Annotated in this window: 22 protein-coding genes; 4 read left to right on the top strand and 18 right to left on the bottom strand. The window is 63.5% G+C overall.

Features of this window, described 5'->3' with window-relative positions; all coding sequences use genetic code 11:
• Together bcsA and bcsN are read right to left on the bottom strand one after the other, a co-directional pair.
• Positions 1-2,187 (bottom strand): UDP-forming cellulose synthase catalytic subunit, encoded by a 2,187-nt coding sequence (gene bcsA / locus AAIH46_RS17300; RefSeq protein WP_430307251.1) that lies wholly within the window; start codon positions 2,185-2,187, stop codon positions 1-3.
• A gap of 51 nt (positions 2,188-2,238) precedes the next feature.
• A complete protein-coding gene (bcsN, locus tag AAIH46_RS17295) occupies positions 2,239-3,183 on the bottom strand; it encodes a cellulose biosynthesis protein BcsN (protein WP_430307353.1) in 945 nt (314 codons plus the stop codon).
• A gap of 462 nt (positions 3,184-3,645) precedes the next feature.
• On the opposite strand from bcsN, the gene AAIH46_RS17290 reads away from it, so the two are divergent.
• Positions 3,646-4,275, top strand: a complete 630-nt coding sequence (locus AAIH46_RS17290) for a pyridoxamine 5'-phosphate oxidase family protein (RefSeq protein WP_430307250.1) — start codon at positions 3,646-3,648, stop codon at positions 4,273-4,275.
• A gap of 20 nt (positions 4,276-4,295) precedes the next feature.
• Here the strand turns inward: AAIH46_RS17290 and AAIH46_RS17285 are convergent, their stop codons facing one another.
• From AAIH46_RS17285 to AAIH46_RS17270, 4 genes are all read right to left on the bottom strand, one after another.
• The gene (locus tag AAIH46_RS17285) at positions 4,296-5,792 is read right to left on the bottom strand and encodes a sensor histidine kinase (protein WP_430307249.1); all 1,497 of its coding nucleotides are present in this window, start codon (positions 5,790-5,792) and stop codon (positions 4,296-4,298) included.
• Positions 5,793-5,795: 3 nt separating this feature from the next.
• Positions 5,796-6,089, bottom strand: coding sequence for a circadian clock KaiB family protein (locus AAIH46_RS17280; protein ID WP_430307248.1), 294 nt, complete (start codon positions 6,087-6,089; stop codon positions 5,796-5,798).
• Positions 6,090-6,098: 9 nt separating this feature from the next.
• Positions 6,099-7,790 (bottom strand): circadian clock protein KaiC, encoded by a 1,692-nt coding sequence (gene kaiC / locus AAIH46_RS17275; RefSeq protein WP_430307247.1) that lies wholly within the window; start codon positions 7,788-7,790, stop codon positions 6,099-6,101.
• Positions 7,791-8,061: 271 nt separating this feature from the next.
• A complete protein-coding gene (locus tag AAIH46_RS17270) occupies positions 8,062-8,580 on the bottom strand; it encodes an NUDIX hydrolase (protein WP_430307246.1) in 519 nt (172 codons plus the stop codon).
• A 106-nt stretch (positions 8,581-8,686) separates the two neighbouring features.
• On the opposite strand from AAIH46_RS17270, the gene AAIH46_RS17265 reads away from it, so the two are divergent.
• From AAIH46_RS17265 to AAIH46_RS17255, 3 genes are all read left to right on the top strand, one after another.
• The gene (locus tag AAIH46_RS17265; RefSeq protein WP_430307245.1) at positions 8,687-9,340 is read left to right on the top strand and encodes a DUF47 domain-containing protein; all 654 of its coding nucleotides are present in this window, start codon (positions 8,687-8,689) and stop codon (positions 9,338-9,340) included.
• Positions 9,340-10,344: an inorganic phosphate transporter gene (locus AAIH46_RS17260; protein WP_430307244.1), complete on the top strand. Its 1,005-nt coding sequence runs from the start codon at positions 9,340-9,342 to the stop codon at positions 10,342-10,344. The genes AAIH46_RS17265 and AAIH46_RS17260 overlap by 1 nt, the downstream gene beginning before the upstream one ends.
• 74 nt (positions 10,345-10,418) lie before the next feature.
• Positions 10,419-10,730 carry a hypothetical protein gene (locus AAIH46_RS17255; RefSeq protein WP_430307243.1) on the top strand — a complete coding sequence of 104 codons (312 nt, stop codon included), beginning with the start codon at positions 10,419-10,421 and terminating at the stop codon, positions 10,728-10,730.
• A 55-nt stretch (positions 10,731-10,785) separates the two neighbouring features.
• Here the strand turns inward: AAIH46_RS17255 and AAIH46_RS17250 are convergent, their stop codons facing one another.
• The 12 genes from AAIH46_RS17250 to AAIH46_RS17195 all read right to left on the bottom strand — a co-directional run bounded on the left by AAIH46_RS17250 (position 10,786) and on the right by AAIH46_RS17195 (position 25,638).
• Positions 10,786-14,796: a PAS domain S-box protein gene (locus AAIH46_RS17250; protein WP_430307242.1), complete on the bottom strand. Its 4,011-nt coding sequence runs from the start codon at positions 14,794-14,796 to the stop codon at positions 10,786-10,788.
• A gap of 127 nt (positions 14,797-14,923) precedes the next feature.
• Positions 14,924-15,310: a response regulator gene (locus AAIH46_RS17245; RefSeq protein WP_430307241.1), complete on the bottom strand. Its 387-nt coding sequence runs from the start codon at positions 15,308-15,310 to the stop codon at positions 14,924-14,926.
• A gap of 33 nt (positions 15,311-15,343) precedes the next feature.
• Positions 15,344-15,718 carry a response regulator gene (locus AAIH46_RS17240; protein WP_430307240.1) on the bottom strand — a complete coding sequence of 125 codons (375 nt, stop codon included), beginning with the start codon at positions 15,716-15,718 and terminating at the stop codon, positions 15,344-15,346.
• Between the two features lie 111 nt (positions 15,719-15,829).
• Positions 15,830-16,513 carry an HAD family hydrolase gene (locus AAIH46_RS17235; RefSeq protein ID WP_430307239.1) on the bottom strand — a complete coding sequence of 228 codons (684 nt, stop codon included), beginning with the start codon at positions 16,511-16,513 and terminating at the stop codon, positions 15,830-15,832.
• Positions 16,514-16,549: 36 nt separating this feature from the next.
• Positions 16,550-17,569 carry a LacI family DNA-binding transcriptional regulator gene (locus AAIH46_RS17230; protein ID WP_430307352.1) on the bottom strand — a complete coding sequence of 340 codons (1,020 nt, stop codon included), beginning with the start codon at positions 17,567-17,569 and terminating at the stop codon, positions 16,550-16,552.
• Between the two features lie 144 nt (positions 17,570-17,713).
• Entirely contained in the window at positions 17,714-18,997 is a 1,284-nt protein-coding gene (locus AAIH46_RS17225; RefSeq protein ID WP_430307238.1) for a D-tagatose-bisphosphate aldolase, class II, non-catalytic subunit, read from the bottom strand.
• Positions 18,994-19,944 (bottom strand): tagatose kinase, encoded by a 951-nt coding sequence (locus AAIH46_RS17220; protein WP_430307236.1) that lies wholly within the window; start codon positions 19,942-19,944, stop codon positions 18,994-18,996. The genes AAIH46_RS17225 and AAIH46_RS17220 overlap by 4 nt, the downstream gene beginning before the upstream one ends.
• Before the next feature lie 21 nt (positions 19,945-19,965).
• On the bottom strand, positions 19,966-20,928 hold the full coding sequence (locus AAIH46_RS17215; protein ID WP_430307234.1) for an ABC transporter permease: 963 nt from the start codon (positions 20,926-20,928) through the stop codon (positions 19,966-19,968).
• The gene (locus tag AAIH46_RS17210) at positions 20,925-22,439 is read right to left on the bottom strand and encodes a sugar ABC transporter ATP-binding protein (protein WP_430307232.1); all 1,515 of its coding nucleotides are present in this window, start codon (positions 22,437-22,439) and stop codon (positions 20,925-20,927) included. The genes AAIH46_RS17215 and AAIH46_RS17210 overlap by 4 nt, the downstream gene beginning before the upstream one ends.
• 124 nt (positions 22,440-22,563) lie before the next feature.
• Complete coding sequence (locus tag AAIH46_RS17205) at positions 22,564-23,454, bottom strand: substrate-binding domain-containing protein (protein WP_430307231.1); 891 nt, start codon at positions 23,452-23,454, stop codon at positions 22,564-22,566.
• A 150-nt stretch (positions 23,455-23,604) separates the two neighbouring features.
• Complete coding sequence (locus tag AAIH46_RS17200) at positions 23,605-24,660, bottom strand: ABC transporter ATP-binding protein (protein WP_430307229.1); 1,056 nt, start codon at positions 24,658-24,660, stop codon at positions 23,605-23,607.
• A 33-nt stretch (positions 24,661-24,693) separates the two neighbouring features.
• Positions 24,694-25,638 carry an SIS domain-containing protein gene (locus AAIH46_RS17195; RefSeq protein ID WP_430307227.1) on the bottom strand — a complete coding sequence of 315 codons (945 nt, stop codon included), beginning with the start codon at positions 25,636-25,638 and terminating at the stop codon, positions 24,694-24,696.
• Between the last annotated feature and the right edge of the window lie 4 nt (positions 25,639-25,642).

Below are 25,642 nucleotides of genomic sequence, written 5' to 3'. Positions count from 1 at the left end.
TCAGTTGCCCCCCGCCTTGCTGTGTTTGCGCCACCGCCACAAGCCGACTGCCCGCGTGAAATACACAAGACCGCGCGCCGTCTGATAGAGGGACAGCCACAGGAACCATGCAGTGCCGCGCAGCAGCCCCGGATTGCGCCGCCGCGACCGCTGAAAATCCTCCCACTGGCTCGAATTTGCAAAGATCAGGTCGGCGATCCAGCGATGGTCGGACGGCCCGTCCGGACGATACTGGCAGCCGACGGTGGTGACGTCGCCGGCAGATTTGCGACTGCGGATGAAGATCGGCAGCAGCGCCGTCTGTTCTCCGTGATGGGTCTTGAAGCGCAGCACGCCCTCGCCGCCGACCTCGATCAGTTCCATGTCCCGGTTGAACACGTCGATCCGGGCACCGCCGACCGAGACGTCCTCGATGGAGGCCGGATACCAGTTGCCGTTGAGGCCGAATTCGCAGCGACGACGCACCCTCACCCGGCGCGACGAGGAATGCTCCTTGCGTTCGGAGACGACGCCCAGCGCGCAGCCGGCCATGACCAGGTTGAGCAGGTTCCAGCAGCCGACGACGATCGTCACATCGGCTTTGTAGGGCTCCGTGTAGATCCGGTAAATGGCGACGATCTGGGCCACCACCAGGATTGCGAAGATGACGAAGAACGGCCGGGCGATTTCCGACAGGCGGCTCGAAGAGACGGATTCGTCCTTCGCCGTTACCTTGAACGTCGGCCGCCGCGGGTTGAGGATGACCGAGACCACGGCCGGTAGCAGATGGACGGTCTGGACGTATTCGTAGAGTTCCGAGATCCACGGCCAGCGGAACGAGCCGTAGAGGTAGTTTTGCATGGTCATGTTCACGGCGATGTAGGCCAGCGTATAGCCGAGGAATTCGCCGCCGGATGCCGTGAAGATCTCAAGGTCGAAGAACAGGTAGAAGAACGGCGCGATGAGGAAGATCGCCCGCGGGAAAGGGAACAGCCAGAACAGCGTCGAGGACATGTAGCAAAGGCGCTGCGGCAGGCTGAGGCCGCTCTTGAAGAGCGGCATGCGGAAGCGCAGGATCTGCATCATTCCCTGCGCCCAGCGACTGCGCTGGCCGATGAAGCTGGCAAACGTGGTCGGCTGCAGGCCGGCGATCAACGGCTTGTCGACATATACGCTGTTCCAGCCGGTGCTGTGCAGCGCCAATGCCGTCTCGCAGTCCTCGGTGATGCTGATGCCGCTGAAGCCGCCGGTCGATTCCAGGGCACGGCGACTGAGAACAGCGGCCGAGCCGCAGAAGAACGCCGCGTTCCACTTGTCCAGGCCCCGCTGGATGATGCCGTAGAACATCTCGTTCTCGCTCGGCATCATGTCGAAGGTTTCAAGGTTGCGTTCCAGCGGATCGGGATTGATGAAGAAGTGCGGCGTCTGCACCAGGAAAAGCTGAGGATCCTCTTCGAAATAGCCCACCGTTTCCAGCAGGAAGTCGCGGGCCGGCGCATGGTCGGCGTCGAAGACAGCGACCAGTTCGCCCTTCGACTGGCTGAGACCGTTATTCAGGTTGCCGGCCTTGGCGTGCTCGTTGCGCCCGCGCGTCAGGTAGGTGACGTTCATCTCGCTGCACAACTGCTGGAGGACCCGGTGGCGTTCCTCGGCCGCCTCCGCCTCGATCAGCGACGGCGAGTTGCGCTTCTGCAGCGTGCCGCCGTCGTCGAGCAGCCAGACCTGCAGCTTGTCGGCCGGATAATCCATAGCCTTTGCCGCCGCCAGCGTATTGGCAAGCAGCGTCACGTCCTCGTTGTAAGTCGGAACGAACACATCGACCAGCGGGAAGCGCTTCTGGCTGGCGGCGCGGGACGGCCGCGAGGGCAGCGGCGTGGCGACGATGAAGAGGCTGAGCGCAAGCATCAGGACGCTGTACAGCTCCGCCAGGTACAGCAGGAAGCCCGGAATGAAGCTTTCGATCTGCGAAATCGGCGGCAGTGTTTCCGTAGTCCGCCAGTAGACGTAGCGCAGAACGATTGCCGTGCCGAACGCCAGCGCGATCAGCCGCCAGATCCCGTCTCCCTTGAGGATCTTGATGACCCACATGAGCGTCACCACGCCAATACTGACGATCAACTGGGTTTGCAGATTGACCGGCAGCGTTAACAGAAAGACGGACGCAACGATGACCAGGGTCCATACGGCGAGGGTCGGCACTTTACCCATTCTCATTCCTTTGGCAGAATCATTTCGCCGTTCGAGCAGTGACGTCCGTCGTCAACAGGAAGAAGCGTTGCCCCCGCCCGTACAGCCGGGCAGCGGGATCGCAATTGTGGTGGATGAGCCGGAGGCCGCTGCGCGCGGCACCTGCTGCGCCCCGGTGCCGCTCGGCAGCGTCGAGGTGTCCGGCATCGGCACCATGACGGCCGGAACGGCCTGCGGCCGATAATCGACCGGCTGAGGCGCCGTCACCGCTGGACGCGCGACTGCGCGCGCCGGCGGGCGAACGACGACGGAGTTGGTCGTGACGTCCCGCGGCTCGCCGATGCGTCCGCTGTCGAGCCAGCCTCTTGGGCCGGGATAGATGTTCTCGCGGCCCGAAATGGTGTCCTCGTCGGCGCCGCGCGGTACTCCGTGCGGGTTCCAGATCGCCCCGACGAGCGTGCCCGTCAGGGTGTAGCCATACATGACGTTTAGCAGCTGCCGCTCGGACGCGTCCGTATCACACAGGCGCATGCGCACCTGGATCATCCCGAAATTGCGGCCGATGGCGAGCGGAGTGCTGCGCGAGCGGATCTGCTGCCAGGCGAAGACGCAGGTATCGCCGGCGGTCGAGCGCCCGGTCGCATAGCTGAACGGACCATAGCCGTTCTGCAGCAGCCGGTTGGTTCGTCCCAGGCGAACGCCCGGGATGGCGCGCGCCACTTCGCGGGAAATGGAGCTGTCGGAGATTGGCGAGTATGAAGCGCTGGACGTCGTCGCCATGGACCCCGGTTCGCCGAGGAACTGCACCCTGAAAAAGTTCTGGCCCGCCACCCGCGCCGTCGTCGCCAGCAGCACGGTCTGTTCGACGCCATTCGAGTACGGCTTCTGGATCACGCCTCGCACCGCCGGTCCACCAGGTGGCGGAACGACCAGAGCCTTCTCCGAGGTGACAAGCTCCGGCGCAGCCGGCTGCTGCACGCCGCCGGTGGTGCTGCAGCCGCAGGAGAGTGCCAACACGAACAACGCGCATGCCTTCCTAAACCTGTCCGTCGATATGATTGACACGGATCTGGACGCCTTTCTCATCGATATCTCGAACAGCCTGAAGAGCTTTCAGTGGAAATGGTGAATTAGAATATCATTAACTTCAAGCATGGTTAATGCTCCGTTAACAGGCGGTTACGGAGGGGACAAGAAGCTGCCAGTTGTGCGGGAAACGATCGATTGCGTCTGTGCCTGACGACTTTCCCATGCGAGGGGCAGAAGCAAGGCCGGATCGACCGGACTGTCATGGTCTTAATGCCGGCGAATCAGGCTGGGTCAATACGCTAACGCCTTCCTCAGTGCCGGGCATCCAGAGCAGACCCTCAAGATCCGTAGCCGCAACGGACGCCCGGGTCGTCAACGCCGGCGATCTGACGTAACACTTGTCTGGCGGCAGCGCCCGGCCGCTGCGGGACTGGCGCTAAGGAGGGTCACATGTCCTACGGATTTCTCGATGTCGCCGTCACCCCGAGCGTTCGCGCTGCACAGGCAGAGATGGGAGCCGACCACATCTGGACCGACTTCAAAGGCCACCGCGAGCACGATCGGTTCGGCCGCAACGAAGCAGCGTTCATCGCCGATCGCGACACCTTCTACATGGCTTCGGTCTCGGAAACCGGCTGGCCGTACGTCCAGCACCGCGGCGGACCGCGCGGTTTCCTCAAGGTCATCGACGACCAGACGCTGGCCTTTGCCGACTATCGGGGCAACCGTCAGTATATCAGCACCGGCAATCTGGCCGCCAACGACCGGGCCTGCCTCTTCCTCATCGACTATCCGCGACAGGCACGCCTGAAGATCTACGCGCATGTCGCGAAGGTGTCGCTCGATGCCGATCCGGCCCTCACGCAAGCCGTCACCGATCCCGGCTACGGGGCACGGCTGGAGCGGATCTTCCGGCTCCGGCTGAAGACGTTCGACTGGAACTGCCAGCAGCATATCACGCCGCGTTTCGCGGAAGACGAACTGGCGCAGGCGATCCGTCCCTTGCGCGACCGTCTTTCTCAACTGGAGTCGGAGAACGCGACACTGCGCGCCCGGCTGGATGCTCTCGGAGAGAAATGATGGAAGCGCCCGGCAGCGCTTCAGTCGGTCGAAAGCACGACGTCTTCCAGCGGCAGGCGGATATCGCAGACGACGCCATCTTCCGGGTATGAGATGCTGGCGTCGCCACCGGCGGAGAACTTCATGCTGCGGGTGATAACCGTGTGACCGAAGCCCATCCGCTGCGGCGTGGCGACCCTCGGGCCGCCGCTTTCCTTCCACCGCAGGTGGATCGTCGCGTCATCCTGCGAGGAGGCGATGTCGATGCGGACGTTGCCGCCGGCATTGGAGAGCGCACCGTACTTGGCGGCATTGGTCGCCAGTTCGTGGATCACCAGGCCGAGCGCGATTGCCGCCCGCGGCGAGACCGCATAGTCCGGGCCGTGCAGGACTAGGCGCTCGAACGAGCCGAGGATATGCGGCGCGAGTTCGGCGCGGATGATGCTGGCAAGCGGCACCGGCTTCCAAGACCGTTCGGCGAGAAGATTATGCGTGGCGGCAAGCGCCTGGATGCGACTGGCGAACGCCGCCTGGAAGCCCTGAACGGTATCTTCCGTCGAGGCGGTGCGCTTGGCGATCGACAGCACCAGCGCCAGCGTGTTCTTCACCCGGTGATCGAGCTCGCCCATCAGCAGCAGTTGCTGTTTCTCGGCAGCCTTGCGCTGCGACAGGTCAACCATCGCCACCACACAGCCGACGATGTTGGCGCCAAGCTTCAGGGGTGCGGCGCTGATCAGCAGGTCGCGGATGCGCGGTGCGTTCGGTGCATGGGCTTCGAGACCCTGCACCGGCGTGCCGGCCATTGCCAGCGACAGGAAGTCGTTGCCCTGCATCAGGCCGGTGGTGCCGGCGATCGTGATGTTGAATGCATCATCGAAGGGCAGTCCGATCGGATCGCGCGAGGCGATCCCGCCGACCGCCGCGTTGGCATGGGTGACGATGCCGTCGAGATTGCAGACGATAACCGCCTCGTTGGCGGAGGCGATGATGGCATGCGCCGCCCGCTCGGATTCCTGCGCCGCAATGGCGCGGATGCGGTGGGTGATGTCGGTGAAGGTCGCTGCAACGCCGTGGTTGACGCCGAGCGCCAGCGGCGCCGCCGACACCAGGATGTGCCGCTCCTCGTCGCCGATCGACGTGCTGATCTCGCAGGTTCCTCGCGCCGAACGCGCCTGTTCGACCAGCGCCTGCACGGCATCCCGGTCGGCGGGCGACAGAAGATCGACAAGCTCGATGCCGGCAAAGCCTTCTTCCTGCTGTCCAAGCAGTTCGGCCAGCGCCTTGTTGGCATAGATCAGCCTGCCGGCGCCATCGAAGGCTGCCGCACCAGTATCCATCGCCTCCATGAAGTCGCGGTAGGATTCCGTCCGCCCTTCGAGCGTGAACACCTCGTCCTCGTTCTGCGGATTGCGCATGACGAGTGCGTCGACCTCACCTTCGCGGATGGCGCGCAGCGTCTCCTCGGCCTCTTCCAGCCGGCGACGAAGCTCCGATTCGACCCATTCCCGATTGTTCTGATCGCGGCCGCTGATGGTCATGCGTCAGCCACCGACCTTCAGATGCACCAGAACCTTCTCGATGTCGGAAAGGTCGCCGATGATCTTGCGGATCGGCGTCGGCAGTTCGCGAACCAGCGTCGGGATGGCGACGATGTTGTGTTCGCGGGCCAGTTGCGGCTGCTGCCGCAGGTCGATAACTTCCACCACGTATTTGCCCGGAAGATGTTCCTCGCAAATGCGCTGCAGGTTCTCGATTGCAGCGGTCGACTTCGGTGTCTGGCCAGCTACGTACAGTACGAGTTTCCGTGGGGAGCCCTCAGTGGCTTCATCGCTCATCATTCATCCTCAACCGCTCAGACCACGGCTTTTCATCATTTCCTGGCGATCTGAACTGAACTGTTCAGCGTCCTGCTCTTCGAAGGCAAGCTTGCGCCGCATCTCCGCTTCATCTGCTTCCAGCTGCGCCTGGAGCGCGGCAATCTGCGCCTGCGTCTGCCGGCGACGGTTGTCCAGTTGCTCGCGGATCTGCACAATTTCGCCGTCGCGCCTGGCCTGCTCGCGACGATCCCGCGCTTCCTGGGCCCGACGTGCCGAACCGGTCAGCGCGCGTCCCTCGCCTACATAGGGCAGCAGCAGCTGAATTCCGTTTTCCGTCATCACGAATTCGCGCACCTGATTGGAATGGGCGGTGCCGCGCGCCTTCAACAGATAGAGCTCGCGGTTGAATTCGCCACTCGCCTCGCGGTTCAGCAACAGGATCCAGGCATCCATCAGCGACGACAGGCCAACTTCGGTCTCGGTTGCACCGTCGGCCGAGTGCATCAGATGCGTAAAGACGGCGGTGATGCCTTGCGATTTCAAGGCGTCGACCATGCGCAGCAGCATTGCCTGCACTTCCCCGAGCTCGCCGGAGCCCATGAAGGCGGAGATCGGATCCAGCACGACGATCGACGGCTTGACGCGCATGATCTCGCGCAACATCACCGCCAGGTGCATTTCCAAACTGTAGAAGGTCGGACGGGCGGCCACGTAGTGCAGCGCGCCTGAATCGAGGTGCTGCTGCAGATCGATGTTGATGGAGCGCATGTTGCGCACCGATTGCGCCGCTGATTCCTCAAACGAGAAGTAGACGGCGCGTTCGCCGGCGCAACATGCGGCATCGACGAAACAGGCACCAATCGTGCTCTTGCCGGATCCCGCCACACCGCTGATCAGGATGCTGCTGCCGCGATGGAAGCCGCGCCCTTCGAGCATTGCGTCGAGATCGTCGATCCCGCTCGCAATCCGTTCGTCGAAGACCTTGTGGTTGAGGCCGAGCGCGCTCACCGGCAGGACGCTGAAGCCGTCCTTGTCGATCAGGAACGGGTATTCGTTCGTACCGTGCGCCGTGCCGCGATACTTGACGATCCGCAACCGGCGCGTGGAAATCTGGTTGTGCACCCGGTGATCGAGCAGCACGACGCAATCCGACACGTATTCCTCGAGACCCTGGCGGGTCAGTGTGCCGTCGCCGCGTTCGCCGGTGATGACCGTGGTCAGCTCGCGTTCCTTCAACCAGTCGAACAGACGGCGAATTTCCGCGCGCAGAACGGCGGGGTTCTGAAAGGCGGAGAACAGGCTTTCGATCGTATCCAGGACGACGCGCTTGGCGCCGACCTGGGCGATCGCCAGTTCCAGGCGCAGGAACAGACCTTCCAGATCGTAATCGCCGATCTCGGCGACTTCCGCCGGGTCGACGGCGATGTGGTCGATCAACAGCTTGTTGTCGGCGATCAGATCGTCAACCGAAAAGCCCAGCGAGGCGACGTTGCTGGCGATATCGACCGGACGCTCCTCGAACGTCACGAAGACGCCCGGCTCGTCGTAGTCGCGGATGCCGTTGATGAGGAACGTCGTGGCAAACAGCGTCTTGCCGCAGCCCGCAGAGCCACAGATGAGGCTGGGGCGCCCGGTCGGCAGGCCGCCGAGCGTCAGTTCATCAAATCCGTCAATGCCGGTCGGCGACTTGTTGATACCGGTTTCCACAGAGTGCCCCATTCAAAATATCGACGTCGTAGTGCCGTCGGTGCGGCTGCACAAGCTTCGACCGTTTATCACGTCACGCACGTGGCGCAAGCCTTCGAGGTCACAGGTAGATCCATCGCCAGACTGGCGAAGAAAAAGCCCGTAAACCGCGAGTTTCTAGAGCGAGGCACCGTCTGATCCAGTCGCAACGAATACAATACGCGACTCGCAGTCAGGTTCCGGTCGCTGGCGTAAACCTGGCTGGGAGAGTCTCTTCGATCAACGCCGAAACGATTCGGATGCTTCAGGATTTCAAACTCTTCCGCGGCTTGAAGCCGAGAAGGAGAGACTTGAGTTCCGGCTCTCGCACGCGCCTGGCCGCCTCGGCGATCGGCACCCACTCCAGCAGTCGCTCCCCCTTCTCCTTGTAGGTCCCCTCCGTTCCCGTCACGTGGATCTGGAAGACGTCGACGATGTAGGGAACGACGTCCAACTGATCGAGCGGCTTGAGGTAGGTGTAGCGACCGACGGGACGCTTGCGCACCGTACCGCGAATGCCGGCCTCCTCCCACGCTTCAATCGACGCCACCTCGTGAGGCTTCCTGTCCTTCATCGGCGACCCCTTGGGGATCACCCAGCGCCCGCTGCGCCGCGAGGTGATCGTCAGCACCTCGAAACCGCCCTCCGCGTCGGCCGCGCGAAAGCAGAGAGCTGCGTATTGCTGGCGGAACGGAGCGGTGAACAACTTGTGCGGAACGTGCGCCAATTGCGTCAGCAATCGCTGTGTCTCGTCCGCCGGAGGCTTGGGTGTCTTGCTTGCCATGCTGGATATGCCGTGTGGGTTTGTCTTTTTTGATATTGTCTCGATTGCCCGCGAGCATTTATGACACATTTATGACAGTCAGGCGCAAGATGAAGGCCAGCCCCGCATGATGAATGTTTTTCGCAAGTTGATGCCGCGGGAGGACAAGTTCTTCGAAATGTTCTGCGAGCACTCACGCACCGTGGTTGCCGCGGCACAGGCTCTGGAGCAGGTTTTGAACGGCACGGATGTCGAGCGGAACTGCGAGCGCATCGTCGAACTGGAGCACAAGGCCGACGACATCACCCGCGACGTGCTGCTTGCGGTGCGCCGCAGTTTCATCACGCCCTTTGATCGCGGCGATATCAAGGACCTCATCCAGTCGATGGATGACGCGATCGACATGATGCACAAGACGGTGAAGACCATCCGCCTGTTCGAGCAGCAGAGCTTCGACCCGCTGATGCAGCAGATGGGATCGGAAATCGTCGCGGCGGCCAAGCTTGTCGCTGAAGCCATCCCGCTGCTCGACAAGGTCGGCACCAACGCGCAGCGCCTCGCCTCGATTGCCGAACAGGTGACCGTGGTCGAGGGCCGCTCCGACGACCTTCACGACCAGGGCCTTAAGGACCTGTTCCGCCGGCATGGTGGAAAGGGCGGCCAGGGCGATGCGATGGCCTACATGATCGGCAGCGAGATCTATGGCGAGCTCGAGAAAGTGGTCGACCGCTTCGAGGACGTCGCCAACGAGATCAGCGGCATCGTCATCGAGAACGTCTGATGGATGCGACCCTCGCCCTGCCGCTACTGCTTGCCCTGATCGGCATCGCGCTGTTCTTCGACTTTCTCAACGGCCTGCACGATGCGGCAAATTCGATTGCCACAATCGTCTCGACGCGGGTGCTGCGTCCGCAGTTCGCCGTCGCCTGGGCGGCCTTCTTCAACTTCATCGCCTTCCTGTTTTTCGGCCTGCATGTGGCCGAAACGCTTGGCACCGGCATCATCGATTCGGCGATCGTCTCGCCGCAGGTGATCTTTGCGGCGCTGATGGGGGCGATCATCTGGAACATCGTCACCTGGATCTACGGCATCCCCTCAAGCTCCTCACACGCTCTGGTCGGCGGGTTGCTGGGTGCAGGCCTTGCCAAGGCCGGCTTCAGCTCGGTCGTCTGGTCGGGCGTTGGCAAGACCGTCGCCGCCATCTTCCTGTCGCCGGCGATCGGCTTCTTCCTGGCGCTGGTGCTGGTGCTCATCGTCTCCTGGATGTTCGTTCGACAGACGCCGTTTGCCGTCGATCGCACGTTCCGCGTCATGCAGTTCATCTCGGCGTCGCTCTATTCGCTCGGTCATGGCGGCAATGATGCGCAGAAGACGATGGGCATCATCGCCGTGCTGCTGTTCAGCCAGGGGCATCTCGGATCGACCTTCTACGTGCCGTTCTGGGTGGTCATCTCCTGCCAGGCGGCAATGGCGCTCGGCACGCTGATGGGCGGCTGGCGGATCGTCCACACGATGGGCTCGAAGATCACCCGCCTCAACCCGATGCAGGGTTTCTGCGCCGAAACCGGCGGCGCCCTGACGCTGTTCGGCGCGACATGGCTCGGTATACCCGTGTCGACGACGCACACGATCACCGGGGCCATCGTCGGCGTCGGCGCCGCCCGGCGTGTTTCTGCCGTCCGCTGGGGGCTGGCTGGCAACATCGTCATCGCCTGGATCGTCACCATGCCGGCGGCCGGCATCATCTCGGCATTGTTCTTCCTGCTGGTGGGGCTGATCTCCTAGCGTCAGCCGCATCTCCAGAAGGAACCCCGCCCGGCTCGCCGGCATTGAACCGGCGGAAATCCGAGCGGTAATGCATGTCCACCAGTTACCCGAACACGCCGGACGGCCGATACTTCGTCGTTCGCGGCCGCCTCTGGCGGCGCAGCAATCCGGCCCTCGACGAGGAGACGCGGTCTCGGCTGGTTCGGGACCTGATGTCGGCAAGGCGGGCCGTGCGCGATGCCAAAGGCGACAGCATGGCGACGACTGAGGCCCGGCGGCGGGTCGATGCGGCCAAGGTCGCGCTTGGCGAACGCGGCTCCGTGTGGTGGGACGACGGCGCGCCGGACTTCAACCGCCACATGGCGAAGAACACGCCCTATGCAGACTGGTTCGACAGCCTCTGATCGGAAGGACCATGGCAGGTGTCAATGCAGCCGACATAGTCCGGCTGCAAATCTCCTAGCCTTGCATTACCGCATCCAGCGCCGCCTTCAGCTCTTCGACGCCGTGCGGCTTCGGCAGCAGGGCGGTTCGCGACGGATCGTCTAGATCCGGTCCGCGATCGGCGCCCGTCGCAAAGACGATGCCGATCTTCGGCCAGCGCTGCCGCACCTGGATGCAGAAGTCCTCGCCGGACATGCCCGGCAGGCCGAGATCGCTGACGACGATGTCGACAGCCTGCGTCTCCAAATGACCAAGAGCCTCCTCCGCCGATCCGGCCTCCAGCACGTCGCAGTCGAGGTCGGCGAGCATGTCGGCCGTTGCCATGCGGATGAGGCCGTTGTCCTCGACGAGCAGGACGCTCAGCCGCCGTTCTTCGGCAGCCCTCGGCTCGGAAAGCCGCGCGGCCTTGGCCGGCGGCGGTGCGGCCGCCTTCGCCTCGGCGATCCGCATCTGCTTCTCGTTGTTGAGAACGTGCCGGATCTTGCGAGCCAGCGCCTCGCGCGTATAGGGCTTCGACAGCAGCTGCACGCCCGGATCGAGCCTGCCGCCGTGAACAATGGAGTTCTCGGTATAGCCCGAGGTGAACAGCACGGCGATGTTCGGCAGCCGCTCCTTGGCTTTGCGCGCCAGGTCGGCACTCTTCAGCGGCCCGGGCATCACCACGTCGGTAAACAGCATGTCGATCGGAATGCCACTCTCGACGATCGTCAGCGCGGCGCTCGCCTCCGGTGCCTTGAGAACGCGGTAGCCGAGTTCCTGCAGCATCTCCACGACAGTGGACCGCACACCCTCGTCGTCCTCGGCAACCAGGATGGTCTCGTGGCCACCCTCGACAGGCGTGTCGCCCGGCGTGACATCCAGATCCTCCTGCTGCGTCGAACGCGGCAGGTACATCCTGACCGTCGTTCCTTGCGCAACCTCGCTGTAGATCTTCACGTGCCCGCCGGTCTGCTTGACGAACCCGTAGACCATCGACAGGCCGAGGCCGGTGCCCTTGCCCTCCGGCTTGGTGGTGAAGAACGGCTCGAAGACCTTCTCGATCAGGTCGGCCGGCATGCCCGACCCGGTATCCGTGACCGAGAGCACCACATACTGGCCCGCCACCACGTCTTCGTTGTTTTTCGCATAGGCGCTGTCGAGTACGGCATTGCCGGCTTCGATGGTGAGCTTGCCGAAGCCATCCATGGCGTCGCGGGCATTGATCGCCAGGTTGAGGATGGCGTTCTCGATCTGCATCGGGTCGACAAGCGTGTTCCAGAGGCCGGCCAAGACGACCGTTTCGACTTCCACGCCGTCGCCGATCGTCCGGCGCAACATTTCGTCCATGCCGCGGATGAGACGGCCGACATTGACGACCCGCGGATCGAGCGCCTGCCGTCGACCGAAGGCCAGAAGCTGCGATGCGAGCTTGGAACCCCGCGCCACGCCGGCGAGCGCATTGGTGATCCGCCGCTCGGCGCGCTCGTTGCCGGAGACATCCTTGGCAAGCAGCTGCAGATTGCCGGCGACCACCTGCAGGAGGTTGTTGAAGTCGTGGGCGACACCGCCGGTGAGATTGCCGATTGCCTCCATCTTCTGCGCCTGCTGAAGGGCGATCTCGGTCTGTCGCAAGGCTTCAGCCGCCTCGCGCTCCTCGGTCACATCCCGGCCGACGGCATGGATGTAAGCATCGTCGGGCACCGCCGTCCACGAGATCGTGCGATAGCTTCCGTCCTTTGCCTGGTAGCGGTTCTCGAACGAGAACGTTGTCACGCCTTCGCTGAGCTTGCCAACTTCGGCTAGCGTGCTGTCCAGGTCGTCCAGGTGGATGAGGTGCATGAAGGAGCGCCCGAGGAGCTCACCCTGGTCCCATCCGAACACCGTACTCCATGCGGGATTGACGGCGACTATCGTGGCGTTGAAGTCGGCGACCAGCATGATGTCCGTCGACAGGCGCCACATCCGGTCGCGGTCGGCGGTGCGCTCCGCCACGCGCTGCTCGAGAGTCTGGTTCAATTCCTCAAGCTTGGCGCGCGTTTCGCGCAGTTCCTCGACATCCGTGTTGGTGCCGATCCAGCGAACGATACGGCCAGCCTCGTCCCTGACCGGGACGCCGCGCGCGATGTGCCAACGATGGACCCCATGCCTGTCGAGCAGCCGGTATTCCATCTGATAGGAGCTGCCGTTCGACCGGGCGTCCGCCCAGGTTTCCAGCGTCGCGAGGCGGTCGTCGGGATGGACGATTTCCAGCCAGTCGTCTCCGCCGAGGGAACCTTGCGGCCTGCCGGAAAATTCATAGGTCCGATCGTTGAACCATTCGATCGAGCCGTCCGGGCGCGCTGTCCAGATGTGATTGGGGATGGCCTGCGCCAGCGCCCGGAACCGCGCTTCGCTGTCGCGCAACTCCCGCTGTGCCAGGCGCCGCTCGGTGACGTCCTGAACCACACCGACAAAGCGAACGACGTTGCCGTCCGCGTCATATTCGAACTCACCGCTGCGGGCGATGACGCGCTTTTGTCCGTTGTCGGCGCGCCGGATCCGGTATTCCACCTTGAGAGGCGCCGTCGCCGACTTCCGCGTATCGGGATTGGATGCGACGTTCTGGTCTTCTTCGACGACCAGCGCCTGGATCGTGTCGATCGGGATGGCCTTGGACGGCGTAAGGCCGAAGATCTTGCAGAACTCGGCGGTCGGTCGAAGCACGTTGTCCACGAGATCGAGAGAGAAACCACCTACGCCGCCAGCCTCCTGGGCCCGACGCAACCTGGCTTCGGTCTCCTCCAGTGCCTGCGTCGCCAGATGTTCCACGGTCCTGTCGCGCAGCACCTTCACCAGCCCGACCGGACGACCATCCTCGTCCAGAAGGGGGCTGATCGAGCCGCTCGCCCAGAACCGGTCGCCGGATTTGTGAACATGCCAGCGCTCGTGGTGCGCCGTGCCGACCTCCAGGGCTTCATTGATCGCGTCATGGGGCCGCCCGCCGGCGCGGTCTTCTGCCGTGAACAGCAGATCCCAGTCGCCACCCACGACCTCTTCCTTCGTCCAGCCGAAAATCCGCCGCGCGCCTTCGTTCCAGCGCAGAATTCGGCCGTGGAGATCTAGGGCGAGGATTGCGTAGTCGGTAGCGCCGTCAAGGATCTGACGGCTCTGCGCCTCACTTGCCTTGAGAGCCTCCGTGACGCTCACACGATCCGTCACATCGGCGCCCTGGACAAAGATACCGATCACCAGTCCATCGCCGTCGGAGACCGGGTGGTAGACGAGGTCGACATATTTGCGCTCGACGCCGGCATCCGCGGATGCCCGGAAGTCGACCGGCATCGCCCGTCCCTCATATGGCTTTCCGGTCCGGTAGACCTCGTCGAGGATCTCGAAATAGCCCTGCCCGCGAAGATCGGGAAGCGCGTCGCGCACCGCCTGGCCGACCAGATCGCGGTGTCCGACCAGTTGCCGGTAGGAGGCGTTGGTCAGCTCGAACACATGCTCGGGTCCGCGCATCATCGCGATGAAGCCCGGCGCCTGCTCGAACATGCTGCGCAGGCGTTCCTGCTCCCCCTGGCGCCAGCGTTCTGCCCTGACCTTCGCGCTCGTCTCGATGACGATCGCCAGCACGCCGCAGGGTCGGCCGTCTTCGTCCATCACCGGCGAGTAGTCGAGGTTCATGAAAACCTGTTCGGGCTGTCCGCTGCGGTGCAGCGTCAGCTCCTGATCCTCGTAGGCAAGCGTTCCGCCGGCGAGCACGACCTTCATGACGTTGTCGTTGAAATCGGCGACTTCCGGCCACCCCTCGCGGACCTTGGAGCCGAGAAGGCGTGGATGCCGGCCTCCGGCGAAGATCGAATAGGCGTCGTTGTAGATCATCACGCCGTCCTCGCCCCAGAGCGTGACGATCGGCACCGCAGAATTGAGAATGGTCGTCGTCGTCACCTTCGCCGCCTGCGGCCATTGCGAGGGTGGGCCGAGCGAGGTGGACGTCCAGTCGAAGCTCCGGATCAGCCGGGCAAGCTCGCCGTCATGCGCGAGGAAATCGAAGTCGGTGGATGTCATGGGATTCCGGGGCCATTGCGTGTGCCCTATGTAGGGGAAACCCGTCTTCAGGGGAAGCTTGATGCCCAAATAAGCGCGGCCGCGGGCGGCGGCATCGCGAACGTGCGAGGCGGACCGGTCAGCGGGATCAATGCAGTCCGTCAGCCGATCCCGGTCCGAACAGAGCGAGGGCGATCTTGCCCAGCTCCGTCGGCTTTTCGCAGAGCGCAAAGCCGGTGAATCTGACCGGGATCACCGAGGGATCATAGCCCGTGGCGAACACGAACGGGATGCCGCGCGTTTCGAGTTCTTCGGCAACCGGAAAAACGAACTCGTCGCCGAGATGCACGTCGAGGATCGCTGCGTCGACCCGCGAGGTATCGATGAGCGAAAGCGCCGTCAGCACATCTCCGGCCGGCCCGACCACCAGGGCTCCCGCCGCCTGCAGGTTGCGCCTGGTTTCGTCGGCGAGAAAGTACTCATCCTCGACAATGAGGATGTGCCGGCCGGCAAAGAGGTGGATATAGCTTTCCATCAATGTGCACCTCTCCGGACAGTGCCATGACTGTCAGCTCTGCATCTCCATCAGAAGACGGGTCAGTTCCAGCTCGTCGCACGGCTTGGTGAGGCACGGCGCATCGCGAAAACTGTCCGGCATCGATCGACAGTCATACCCGGTCAGGAAGACGAACGGCACGTGGCGTTTCACCAACATGTCGGCGAATGGATAGACCATATCGCCGCCAAGCTTCACGTCGAGGATCACCGCGTCCACCGAAAAGGACGGATCCTGCGAGATCTCCATGGCCCGATCGAGATTGGAGACCGGGCCCAGAACCGTTGCCCCAACTCCTTCTAGCGCGGTGACCAGACTGGAAGCGGTGAGATATTCATCTTCGACGAGAAGATAGGAGCGACCTGCGAGAACTGCTTTATGCGACATTTCCATACCTCAGAGTTCCGCTAACTGGCCACCGGACGATTAGTTGCCGGGGGTTGAACGGACCGAGGTGAAGGTGGGGATCGGCTGGCGAATGTCGTCGCGAAGTCCGTTTCAGGCTTTGGACAGCCTCAACTCGCCCAGAGCGCCGACATCGACGGCCATGTCGCGGTAATCCCGCATGCGGAAATGCGCCACGTCGGCGGGTATGGAATGGGTCGCCGTCACCACCACGACACCGGCCTCCATGCGTTCCGCGGCATCGATGCCCGCATGCGCATCCTCGAAGACCACGCAATCCTTCGGATCGAAGCCGAGCAAGCGGGCAGCCTTCAGATAGCCTTCCGGATCCGGCTTGCCGTTGACGACATCATCCGAGCAGATCAGCACCTTCGGTACTGGAAGACCGGTGGCGGCAAGCCGCTTCAGGGCGAGCGACCGCACCGCCGAGGTGACGATCGCCCAGCGCTCCGGCGGCAGACCGCTGAGAAATGCCGCCGCACCGGGGATCTCGACGATCCCGTCGACGTCGTCGAGTTCCTTTTGCAGCACGATCTCCGCCTGCTCCTCGGCATCGAGGCCCGGTATCGCTTCGCGCCGGATGACCTCGATGGCGCGCACGCCGTGCAGGTTGCGCATGAAGGCTTCCGGTTCGATGCCGTGTTCCACCGCCCATTCCCGCCAGACGCGTTCGACTACCGCGATCGAATTGAGGAGCGTGCCGTCCATGTCGAACAGGAAGGCATCATAGGAGCGGGCTAGAACTGCGTCGTCTGCGGCGGTCATCAGGTTCGTCATAGGCATGTCCCGGAGAGTGATCGGGCCTTTCGGCGCTTAGGCGGAATCGCGCAGCATGATGGCGGCATTCAGCAGGATCCGCTCGTCGGCTGGAAATTCGTGTTTCGTCATCGCGGTTTCACCGAGCTTGGACAAGAGCAATTCGGTCGCCAGCCGGCCGATCTCGCTGTAGTTCTGCGCGACCGTGGTGATGGGCGGGCAGGAATAGCGCGACAGCGGATGATCGTCATGGCCGGCGATGCGCAGATCGCAGTCCGCCCCCCGCCCGACCTTGAGACGCGATTGGTAGGCGGCGGCGATGGCGCCGAACGCAACGCGATCATTGGCGCAGAGGATCGTGCGGCTCGGAAAACCTCCCCGCTCCTTCAGCGTCCGCAGCGTCTCCTCGTAACCGAACTTTTCGAAATCCCAGTCGCGCGTCTGCGACAGCGGGATGATCTGCGGCTCGAGATCAAGTTGCGTCATCGCCTCCACATAGGCGATCTGTCGGCTGGTCGCATTGTTGTTGACGCCCGGCATGCCGACATAACAGGGCGGCTCGCCCGACCGGCACAGGTAGTCGACGATCAGCTGGAAGCTTTGCCGGTTGTCGGTGCCAACGAACGGCGACGTCTCGTCGAGCGGCGAATCCACGTAGATCAGCGGGATTGCCCCACCCAGCTGCGCCAGCGTCTGATGGTGCGACTTGACGCCCAGGGGCGCAATGATCGCACCTGCGACGTTCATCGACTTGAGTGTTTCGATCGCCCGCTGCTCGAGCACCGGGTTGCCGTCGGAAGACAGCACGAAGGCCAGCAGGCCCGCCTCGTTCGCCAGCAGTTCCACTCGGCGCGTCAGGGCCATGTAGAACGGGTCGGTGGAGTTCGGGATGATAATGCCGATGATGTTGCTGCGGCGGCGATTGAGGTTGACGGCGAACATGTTCGGCCGGAAACCGGATTGCTCGACTGCCGCCTCGATCCGCTGCCGCGTCTTGCTGCGCACCGACGAGGGATCGTTGAAGTATTTCGAAACGGTGGGGCGCGACAGGCCGACGAATTCGGAGAAATCCTCCATCGTTTTGATCGTCGCTTTCTCTACCATCAAGACTCCCTGCGTACGGCTGACATTCAATCGATTAGAAAAACGGGCCGATCCGGCTCGCCCGGAGCCGGATCATAGGCGTATTCAGAAGTTCGGCACAACTGGCCCCACGCGAGCCTACAGCTTGCAGGCGCTGAAGTAGATTTCCAGCACAGCATCGACCGAGGCGATGGCGAGATCATGCGCGAACGGCTTCGTCACGCCCTGGCGGACGCGCGGATAGCTCGCCTGGAGATACTGGCTGATCAGCGTTTCGGGGATCTCGACGCCTTCGAGCGTTGCGAACAGGGAGCGTACCGCGGCGTCGATTTGAGGATGCGGCCAGTAGTAGCGGATGCGGTCGCTATAGCTGAAATGGCGCTGAAGGCGCTGCTCCTCGGCCGGGCCGTGATAATACTTCTCCCAGTTCTTCGGCTCCTGAGACAGCACGCGCTCGGTCACCTCGATGAGGCTTTCGCTCCGCTTTCCGGGATAGAGGAACGCGGCGATGCGATCGAGCCCGTAGAGTGCTTCGCGCAGCGCAAACGTCAGGCCGGGACCGACCTTCAGGATGGCGAACCCGTCGCTTACCAGCGTAGTAAGCGCGTCCTCGGTCTGGTAGTCCGTCGAGTGGGCTTCGAAGACGAAGCCCGGGATTTCGGTCAGTGCCGCGCTGAGAGCACGCGCCGCCGGCGGATCGTAGGCGATGACGTTCTGGTTGCCGAATTCGACGCCCGGCTGCACCACCACGCCGATCGCCCGGGAGAAGGCATCCGTGGCGCCGGCGCGCTCGAAGGCCTGCCGGTGAATCGAAACGGTTTCGAGTGCTGCTGCCGGCTTGGTCACCTCCAGCACGTCGAGCTCTTCCATGGCTCCGCCGGGGATCGGAACCTCGGTGCCGATGATGTAGACCGGCTTTGGCCCACTCATGCCGGCGATCGCCTGCTCGGCAGCCGCGGCAAGTGTTGCCGCACGCTCAGCGGTCAGTGCGTCCGGCAATGCCACCGGCTCGCCCAGGCAGCCCATGCTGGTGTCGAGATGCAGCTTGATGAAGCCAGCTTTCGCATAGGCTTCGATCATCGCGACAGCCTTGGCCATCGCTTCTTCCGCGGCCAGATTTTTCCACGGGTTCGGCCCCAGGTGGTCGCCGCCGAGGATCAGCCTGTCGACCGGGAAGCCAGTCTTTGCAGCGATCTGCTCCACGAAGGTGCGGAAGTCGGACGGCGTCATTCCCGTATAGCCGCCATCCTGGTTGACCTGATTGCAGGTCGCTTCGATGAGCAGGTGCTGACCTTCGCGAAGAGCACGAAGCATCGCCGCCTCGATGACCAGAGGATGCGCTGAGCAGACGGACGGGATGCCGCGCGGACCCGGCCGGGTTTTCCAGTCGGCAATGTCGAGAAGCGGGTTCTGGCTGGTCATGCCTGTTTCCTTGCTGCGGTTGCGATGAAATCATCGAGTTCGGCACGTGTCGATGCGCCCTCCATGGGGCCGGCCTTGGTGACCGCCCGGGCGCCGGACGCATTGGCAAGCTCCAGCGCCGCCGCCGGGCCCATGCCCGCCAGCCAGAGCGTCACGAAGGTCGCACCGAAGCTGTCGCCGGCGCCGGTCGGATCGACTTCCGTCACCTCGAACCCGGGATGGGAGATCGTCCGGCTCCCGTCGAAATACGTCGCGCCGGCTTCGCCGCGCTTCAGGACGATCGCCTTGATGCCACCCTCCAGGAGCTCTTCGACCGCACCCGTCTCGGTTTTCGCGGGGGCAAACAGGAACAACTCCTCGCCGCTCGGCAGGAATATGTCCGTCTTTGCGAGGACCGCAGACAGCGCCTCGCGCATCCCCGGGCTGCCGAGAATTTCCGGGCGAAGGTTGGGGTCGAAGGAGACCGTTCCGCCCTTCGCCTTGACCGTATCGATCGCCGTCAGAATGGTCTGGATGACACTCGGCGCATAGAGCGCGGTGCCCATCACATGCACATGCGTACAGTCGTCGAGCAGCTTGCGCGTCTGGTCGTTGAGAGAAATCTGGCCGCAGGCGCTGTGGCGGATGTTGAAGACGAAGGCCCGGCTGCCATCCTCGCGGTAGCGCACGAAGGCGCTGCCGGTGGTTCCCATCGGGTCGACTTCGATGCCAGAGACATCGACGCCGTCGGCTCTCAACCGATCCAGGTTGACGTGGCCGAAGTCGTCATCGCCGACCCGCGAGATGATGGCGCAGGCCTGGCCCAGCTTGCCGACCTGGTCGATGAAGATCGCCGGAGCGCCCGACGGGAAGGGCCCGATCAGCGGCACGGGCGCGCGAAAGCCGTTGCCGCGTTCAGTGGCGATGATCTCGACGAGGATTTCGCCGATGGTAAGGATCTTGCTCATGAAAATACCGTCGCGAGAGAATTACTGTTTGGCGCGCTTGGAGCGGACGTCGAGCCAGACGGCGATGAGAATGACCAGCCCCTTGACGATCAGCTGATAGAAATACGGGACCGACAGCATGTTCATGCCATTGTTCATGACGCCGATGATCAGCGCCCCGATGAGCGTACCGACCATGGTGCCGACGCCGCCTGCAAGGCTGGTGCCGCCGAGCACGGCTGCCGCGATGGCGTCCAGTTCGTAGCTTGCACCTGCATTGGTCTGCGCCGACAGGAGCCGAGACGACAGAAGGATGCCGCTGATCGCCGCCATGATGCCCGAGATCATGAAGATGGTGATCTTCATCCGGTCGACCTTGATGCCGGAATAGAGCGCTGCCTCGCGGTTGCCGCCGATGAGATAGGCACGTCGCCCGAACGTCGTCTTGCTGAGCAGGATGTGGTTGAACAGGAAGAGCGCCACAACGATCCAGATGATGATCGGCAGGCCGAACACGCTGTTGGCGCCGATCGCCATCCAGCTTTCATCGAGGATCATCGCCGGCGCGCCGTTGGTCGGCAGGCTGACGAGGCCGCGATAGATGCCCATGGTCGCGACCGTGACGATGAACGAGGGGAGCAGAAGTTTCGCCGTCAGCGTGCCGTTGACCAGGCCCAGCATGGCGCCGGCGATCAGCGTCAGGAGAACGGCCGGCACAAAGCCGAGACCGAAGGCGAAGCACTGCGCTCCGACCATGCCGGCGACGGCGATGATCGAGCCGATCGACAGATCGATCTCGCCGAGCAGGATCACCCAGGTCATGCCGAACGCGGCGATGGCGATGACCGCCACCTGCTGCAGGATGTTCATGAAGTTGGCGATCGACATGAAGCGCGGGTTCACGACGGAAAAGATCACGCACAGAACGATAAGCGCGAGGAAGATGCCGCCATACTGCTTCATGATCTTCCTGAAGGCGGCTGCGGATTGGCTGGTCTGGGTCATGAAGAGTGTCCCGTCGCGAATGACATGATGGTTTCGGGATTGAGGTCGTGGTCGGTGGCGATGGCGATCTGGCGGCCTTCGCTCATCACAACAACGCGGTCGCTCATGCCCAGCACCTCCGGCAATTCGGAGGATACGAGCAGGATCGCGGTTCCCTCGGCCGCCAGCTGGCGGATGATCTTGTAGATTTCGAACTTGGCGCCGACGTCGACGCCACGGGTCGGCTCATCGAGGATGAGGACCTTCGGCCGTGTCAGCAGCCACTTGGCAAGCACGATCTTCTGCTGGTTGCCGCCGGAGAGCGAGCCCGCCGGCGTATCGAGCGATGCCGTCTTGATCGACAGACGCGCAACTTCCGCATCGGCCTCCATACGCTCGCGGCGGCGGCGCAGAAACCCGAGCCGTCCGGCAAAGCTGGAGAGTGCCGCCATGCTGATATTGCTCTCGACGCTCTGGCTGAGCACGAGGCCTTCTTCCTTGCGGTTTTCGGTGACGAAGCCCAGGCCGTGGGCGATCGCATCGACGGGCGAGGCCAGATGAACACGCTCGCCGTTGAGACGAACCGTGCCGGCTGTCCGCTTCATGCCGAAGATGGCGTTCATCACCTCCGACCGGCCGGAGCCGATCAGACCGAAGAAACCGAGGATCTCGCCCGGCCGTACATCGAACGCGATATCGGCGAACTCGCCATCGCGCGTCAGATTGTCGACCGACAGGATCGGGGGGACAGACGGCTCGGGAGCCGCGGCGACGCGTTCGGGATAGATCTCGTCCATCGTGCGGCCGACCATCAGCGCAATGAGGTCCTCGATCGTTGTCTCTTCGCGGCGCTTGGTGGCGATATAGGTGCCGTCACGGATGACGGTGATGTCGTCGCTGAGCCGCATGATCTCTTCCATGCGGTGGGAGATGTAGATGACCGCGACGCCCTTCGCCTTCAGCCGCTCGATGATGCGGAAGAGGATTTCCGCCTCGCTGTCGCTCAGGGAGGATGTCGGTTCGTCGAGAACCACCACGCTTGCCTCGATGCTCAGGCCCTTGGCGATCTCGACCAGCTGGCGTTGCGCGATCGACAGGTCGCCAACCTTGTCGGTGACGTCAATCGGCAGCCCGAGATCCTGGACGATGCGCCGCGCCTGGGCGACAAGCGCCCGGTCGTTGATGAAGCCGGCGCGCGACGGCTCCCGGGTTGCCAGGATGTTTTCGGCGACCGTCAGGTTGTTGCAGAGGCTGAGTTCCTGGAAGACGATCGTCACGCCGAGCGCGGCAGCCTCCTGGGGATTTCCACAGTGGTACGGCCGGCCGTTCAGATGAATGCTGCCGGAGGACGGCTGGTAGACGCCGCTGAGGATCTTCATCAGCGTCGATTTTCCAGCGCCGTTCTCGCCCAGCAGGGTGTGGACGCGACCGCGCCTGACGTCGAGGCGCATGCTCTTCAGCGCGGTGACGGGACCGAAGGTCTTGGTGATGTCGCTGATCCGGAGGACCGTGTCGTCATCGGCTGTGCCCATCACAACCTCTCCTCATCTCGGTATCAAATGGCGGCTCCCGACGGTTCACTGACGCCGAGGTGCAGCGGGAACGGCCGGTTGCCAGAAGCCGCCGAGCGCAGGCCCGGCGGCTCCGGATGCGGCATTACTTCTTGGTGTAGACGCCGGGAACGATCGGCTGTTCGGCCGGAACTTCTTCTCCGGCGATCACCTTGATCGCCGAGTCGACGGCCTGCTTGCCCATCTGGTCCGGGAACTGCTGGATGACGCCGACCATGACCGGGTTGCTGTCGACGGCCTTGCGGGCTTCTTCCATACCGTCGAAGCCGATGACCTTGACCTGGCTCTCCAGATTGGCTGCCTTGACGGCAACAGCGGCGGCAAGTGCCGCGTCGTCGCCGAAGCCGAAGATGCCGGCGATCTCGGGATCTGCCTGCAGCATGTTCTGAGCGGCGGCCAGCGCCTCGGCGCGGGTGATGCCGGTCTGGATGGCGACGATCTTCATCTCGGGATGCTCGGCGATGGCCTTCTTGAAGCCCTCGACGCGGTTCACCACCGACTGGACGGTCGGGTAGTCGATCACTGCGACCTTGCCCTTGTTGCCGAGTTCCTTGGCCATCAGCTCGCCGGCCTTGACGCCGCCGGTGAAGTTGTCGGTGCCGATGTGCGACGTGACCTTGGCGTCCTTGGCCGGCACGTCGACGGTAATCACCTTGATGCCGGCACGCTCGGCCTTGGTGATGGCTGCGAGGACGCCCTGGCTATCGACCGGCGAGATGACGATGACATCGACGCCCTTGACGATGAAGTCCTCGACGTCGGCCAGCTGCTTGCTGAGGTCCTGGTTGGCGATCGCCACTTCCAGCTTGACGTTCTTTGCCGTCGCCTCCTGCTTCATGGCGTTGGCAAGCTCGATGTAGAACGGATGCTGCTGCGTCAGAAGCGACGCGCCGATGCCGTCCGCATGCGCGGATACGCTAGCGGCCGACAGCAGGCCGAATGCGAGGATGGCCTTGAGAATGGGGGTGCGGTTCATAGTTCCTCCCGAACTTTTCGCGGGTCTGCAGTCAGATGGCGCAGTCGGGACGCAGACCCTCCTCAGGTCCCGATCACACGGTCCGAAAAATCATAAATATTTACGCGCGTCAAATTTAAAATATTAGCGCGCTACTCTTGAACTTTGCGATCACTCGATCCGCAAACCAGTCCCGGCGTCGAACAGATGCTGTCGCGTCGGATGTGCCTTCAGATAAAGGACGTCGCCCTTTGCGACTTTGGGCCGGTCAGTGAACAGCGCCGTCAGCGTTAGTCCGTCCGTCTCAGCGAGGATGAAGGTGGCGTGGCCGGTGCTCTCGACGCCGGTAACGCGCATGGCAAACGCGCCGTCGGTATCGGCGGCAGCCAGTTCCAGATGCTCCGGCCGGATCCCCCAGATGACTTCGCCCGAGGCGTTTACGGGTGCCGGAACCGAAAGAATGGCACCGAGCCGGATCATGCCGTCGCTGGCGTGGCCCTTCAGCAGGTTCATCGCCGGAGAGCCGATGAAGCCGGCGACGAAGACGTTGCCGGGACGGTCGTAGAGATCGAGCGGAGCGCCTGCCTGCTCGAGGCGACCCGCCCGCAAAACGACGATGCGGTCCGCCATCGTCATCGCTTCCACCTGGTCGTGGGTAACGAAGATGGAGGTCGAGCCGAGACGGTCGTGTAGCGCGCGGATCTCGGCGCGCATCTGCACCCGCAGCGCGGCATCGAGGTTCGACAGCGGCTCGTCGAAGAGGAAGACTGCCGGGCGCCGGACGATGGCCCGGCCCATCGCCACACGCTGGCGCTGGCCGCCGGACAGCTGGCGCGGCATCCGTTCCAGGTAGTCGCCAAGACCCAGAATGGCGGCCGCTTCCTCGACGCGCGCGGTGATCTCCTCCTTTGGCGCCTTCCGCAGTCGCATCGAGAAGCCCATGTTCTCGCGGACCGTCATATGCGGATAGAGCGCATAGTTCTGGAACACCATGGCGAGGTCGCGATCCTTGGGCTCGACCTCGTTGACGACGCGCCCGGCGATCGAGATCGTTCCGCCGGTGACCTCCTCAAGGCCGGCGATCATCCGCAGAAGCGTGGACTTGCCGCAGCCCGACGGCCCGACCAGCGCCACGAACTCGCCGTCCGCGACATCGAAGCTTACGCCATGCATCACCTGATGCGTCGCGTAGGCCTTGACGAGATTTCGCAATTCTACCTGGGCCATGTTCTCTCCGTTACCGAACCGCGCGTGCCATCCTCAAGCGAGGACGACGACCTTGCTGAGGTGGCGGGGTGCTGCGGTATCGACGTTCTTCTGGTTGGCGACGCGTTCTCCGAGGATCTGCAGCGCCGGCAGCAGTTCGAGCGCCCGCGCGGCGCCGGTCCGGACAAGCGGAATGCTGAGATCGCCCGGTCCGCCGAGACCGATGACGCGGGCGCCCTTGGCCTGCACTTCGCTGGCCACCTTCGCCTCCTCGTCGGTCGTGTCGGCCGAATAGAGAAGAACGACGAGCGAGGTCTCGTCGATCAGGCTGATCGGCCCATGGCGGTATTCGAGTGGGTGGAAGGCCTGGCTGTAGGTGATCGACATTTCCTGAAGCTTCAGCGAGCCTTCAGTCGCCATGCCATAGAGTGCACCGCCGCCGAGATAGACGAAGTGCGAACGCCCGGCGATGAGCGGAACGGCGGCTTCCGCCGCACCCAACGCGGCCTGCGCCTCGGCCACGGTGCCGACCTCGACCCCCGCCATACGTAGGCCGGCCAGCAGCATCAGCGAGGCCGAAACGGTCATGACGATGCCTTCCTCGGCATGCGTCGGGATGTAGACCGGCACGTCGGCCACCTCCAGCAGCGCCGTGTCCGGCGCGCAGGAGATGCCGATGGTGCGGATGCCGGCAGCCCGCGACGCCTCAAGCGCCTGCACGGTTTCGGTCGTCGTGCCGGAGCGCGAAAGTCCGATCACCGTGACATCCGCGCGATCGGCCAGATAGTCGTCCATGCGGCGCGCCCATTCGGCGCCCGGCACGGCGATCGCGTTGCGGCCGTTGTGGTTGAAGGCGGTGGCGATCGACTGGGCAAGGAAGAAGGAGGTTCCGCAGCCGGTGACGACGACGGTCTTGCCAGGGACCTCGGGCAGGCTTTGCAGCAGCGCCTTTTCCCAGAACGGGAACTGTTCCTTGATGACTTTTTCGGTCAGATTCATTGCA

This window comes from Rhizobium sp. 0TCS1.26, assembly GCF_050455525.1.
In the GTDB taxonomy this organism is placed as follows: domain Bacteria; phylum Pseudomonadota; class Alphaproteobacteria; order Rhizobiales; family Rhizobiaceae; genus Neorhizobium.
This window is presented reverse-complemented; position numbering and strand designations above follow the sequence as displayed.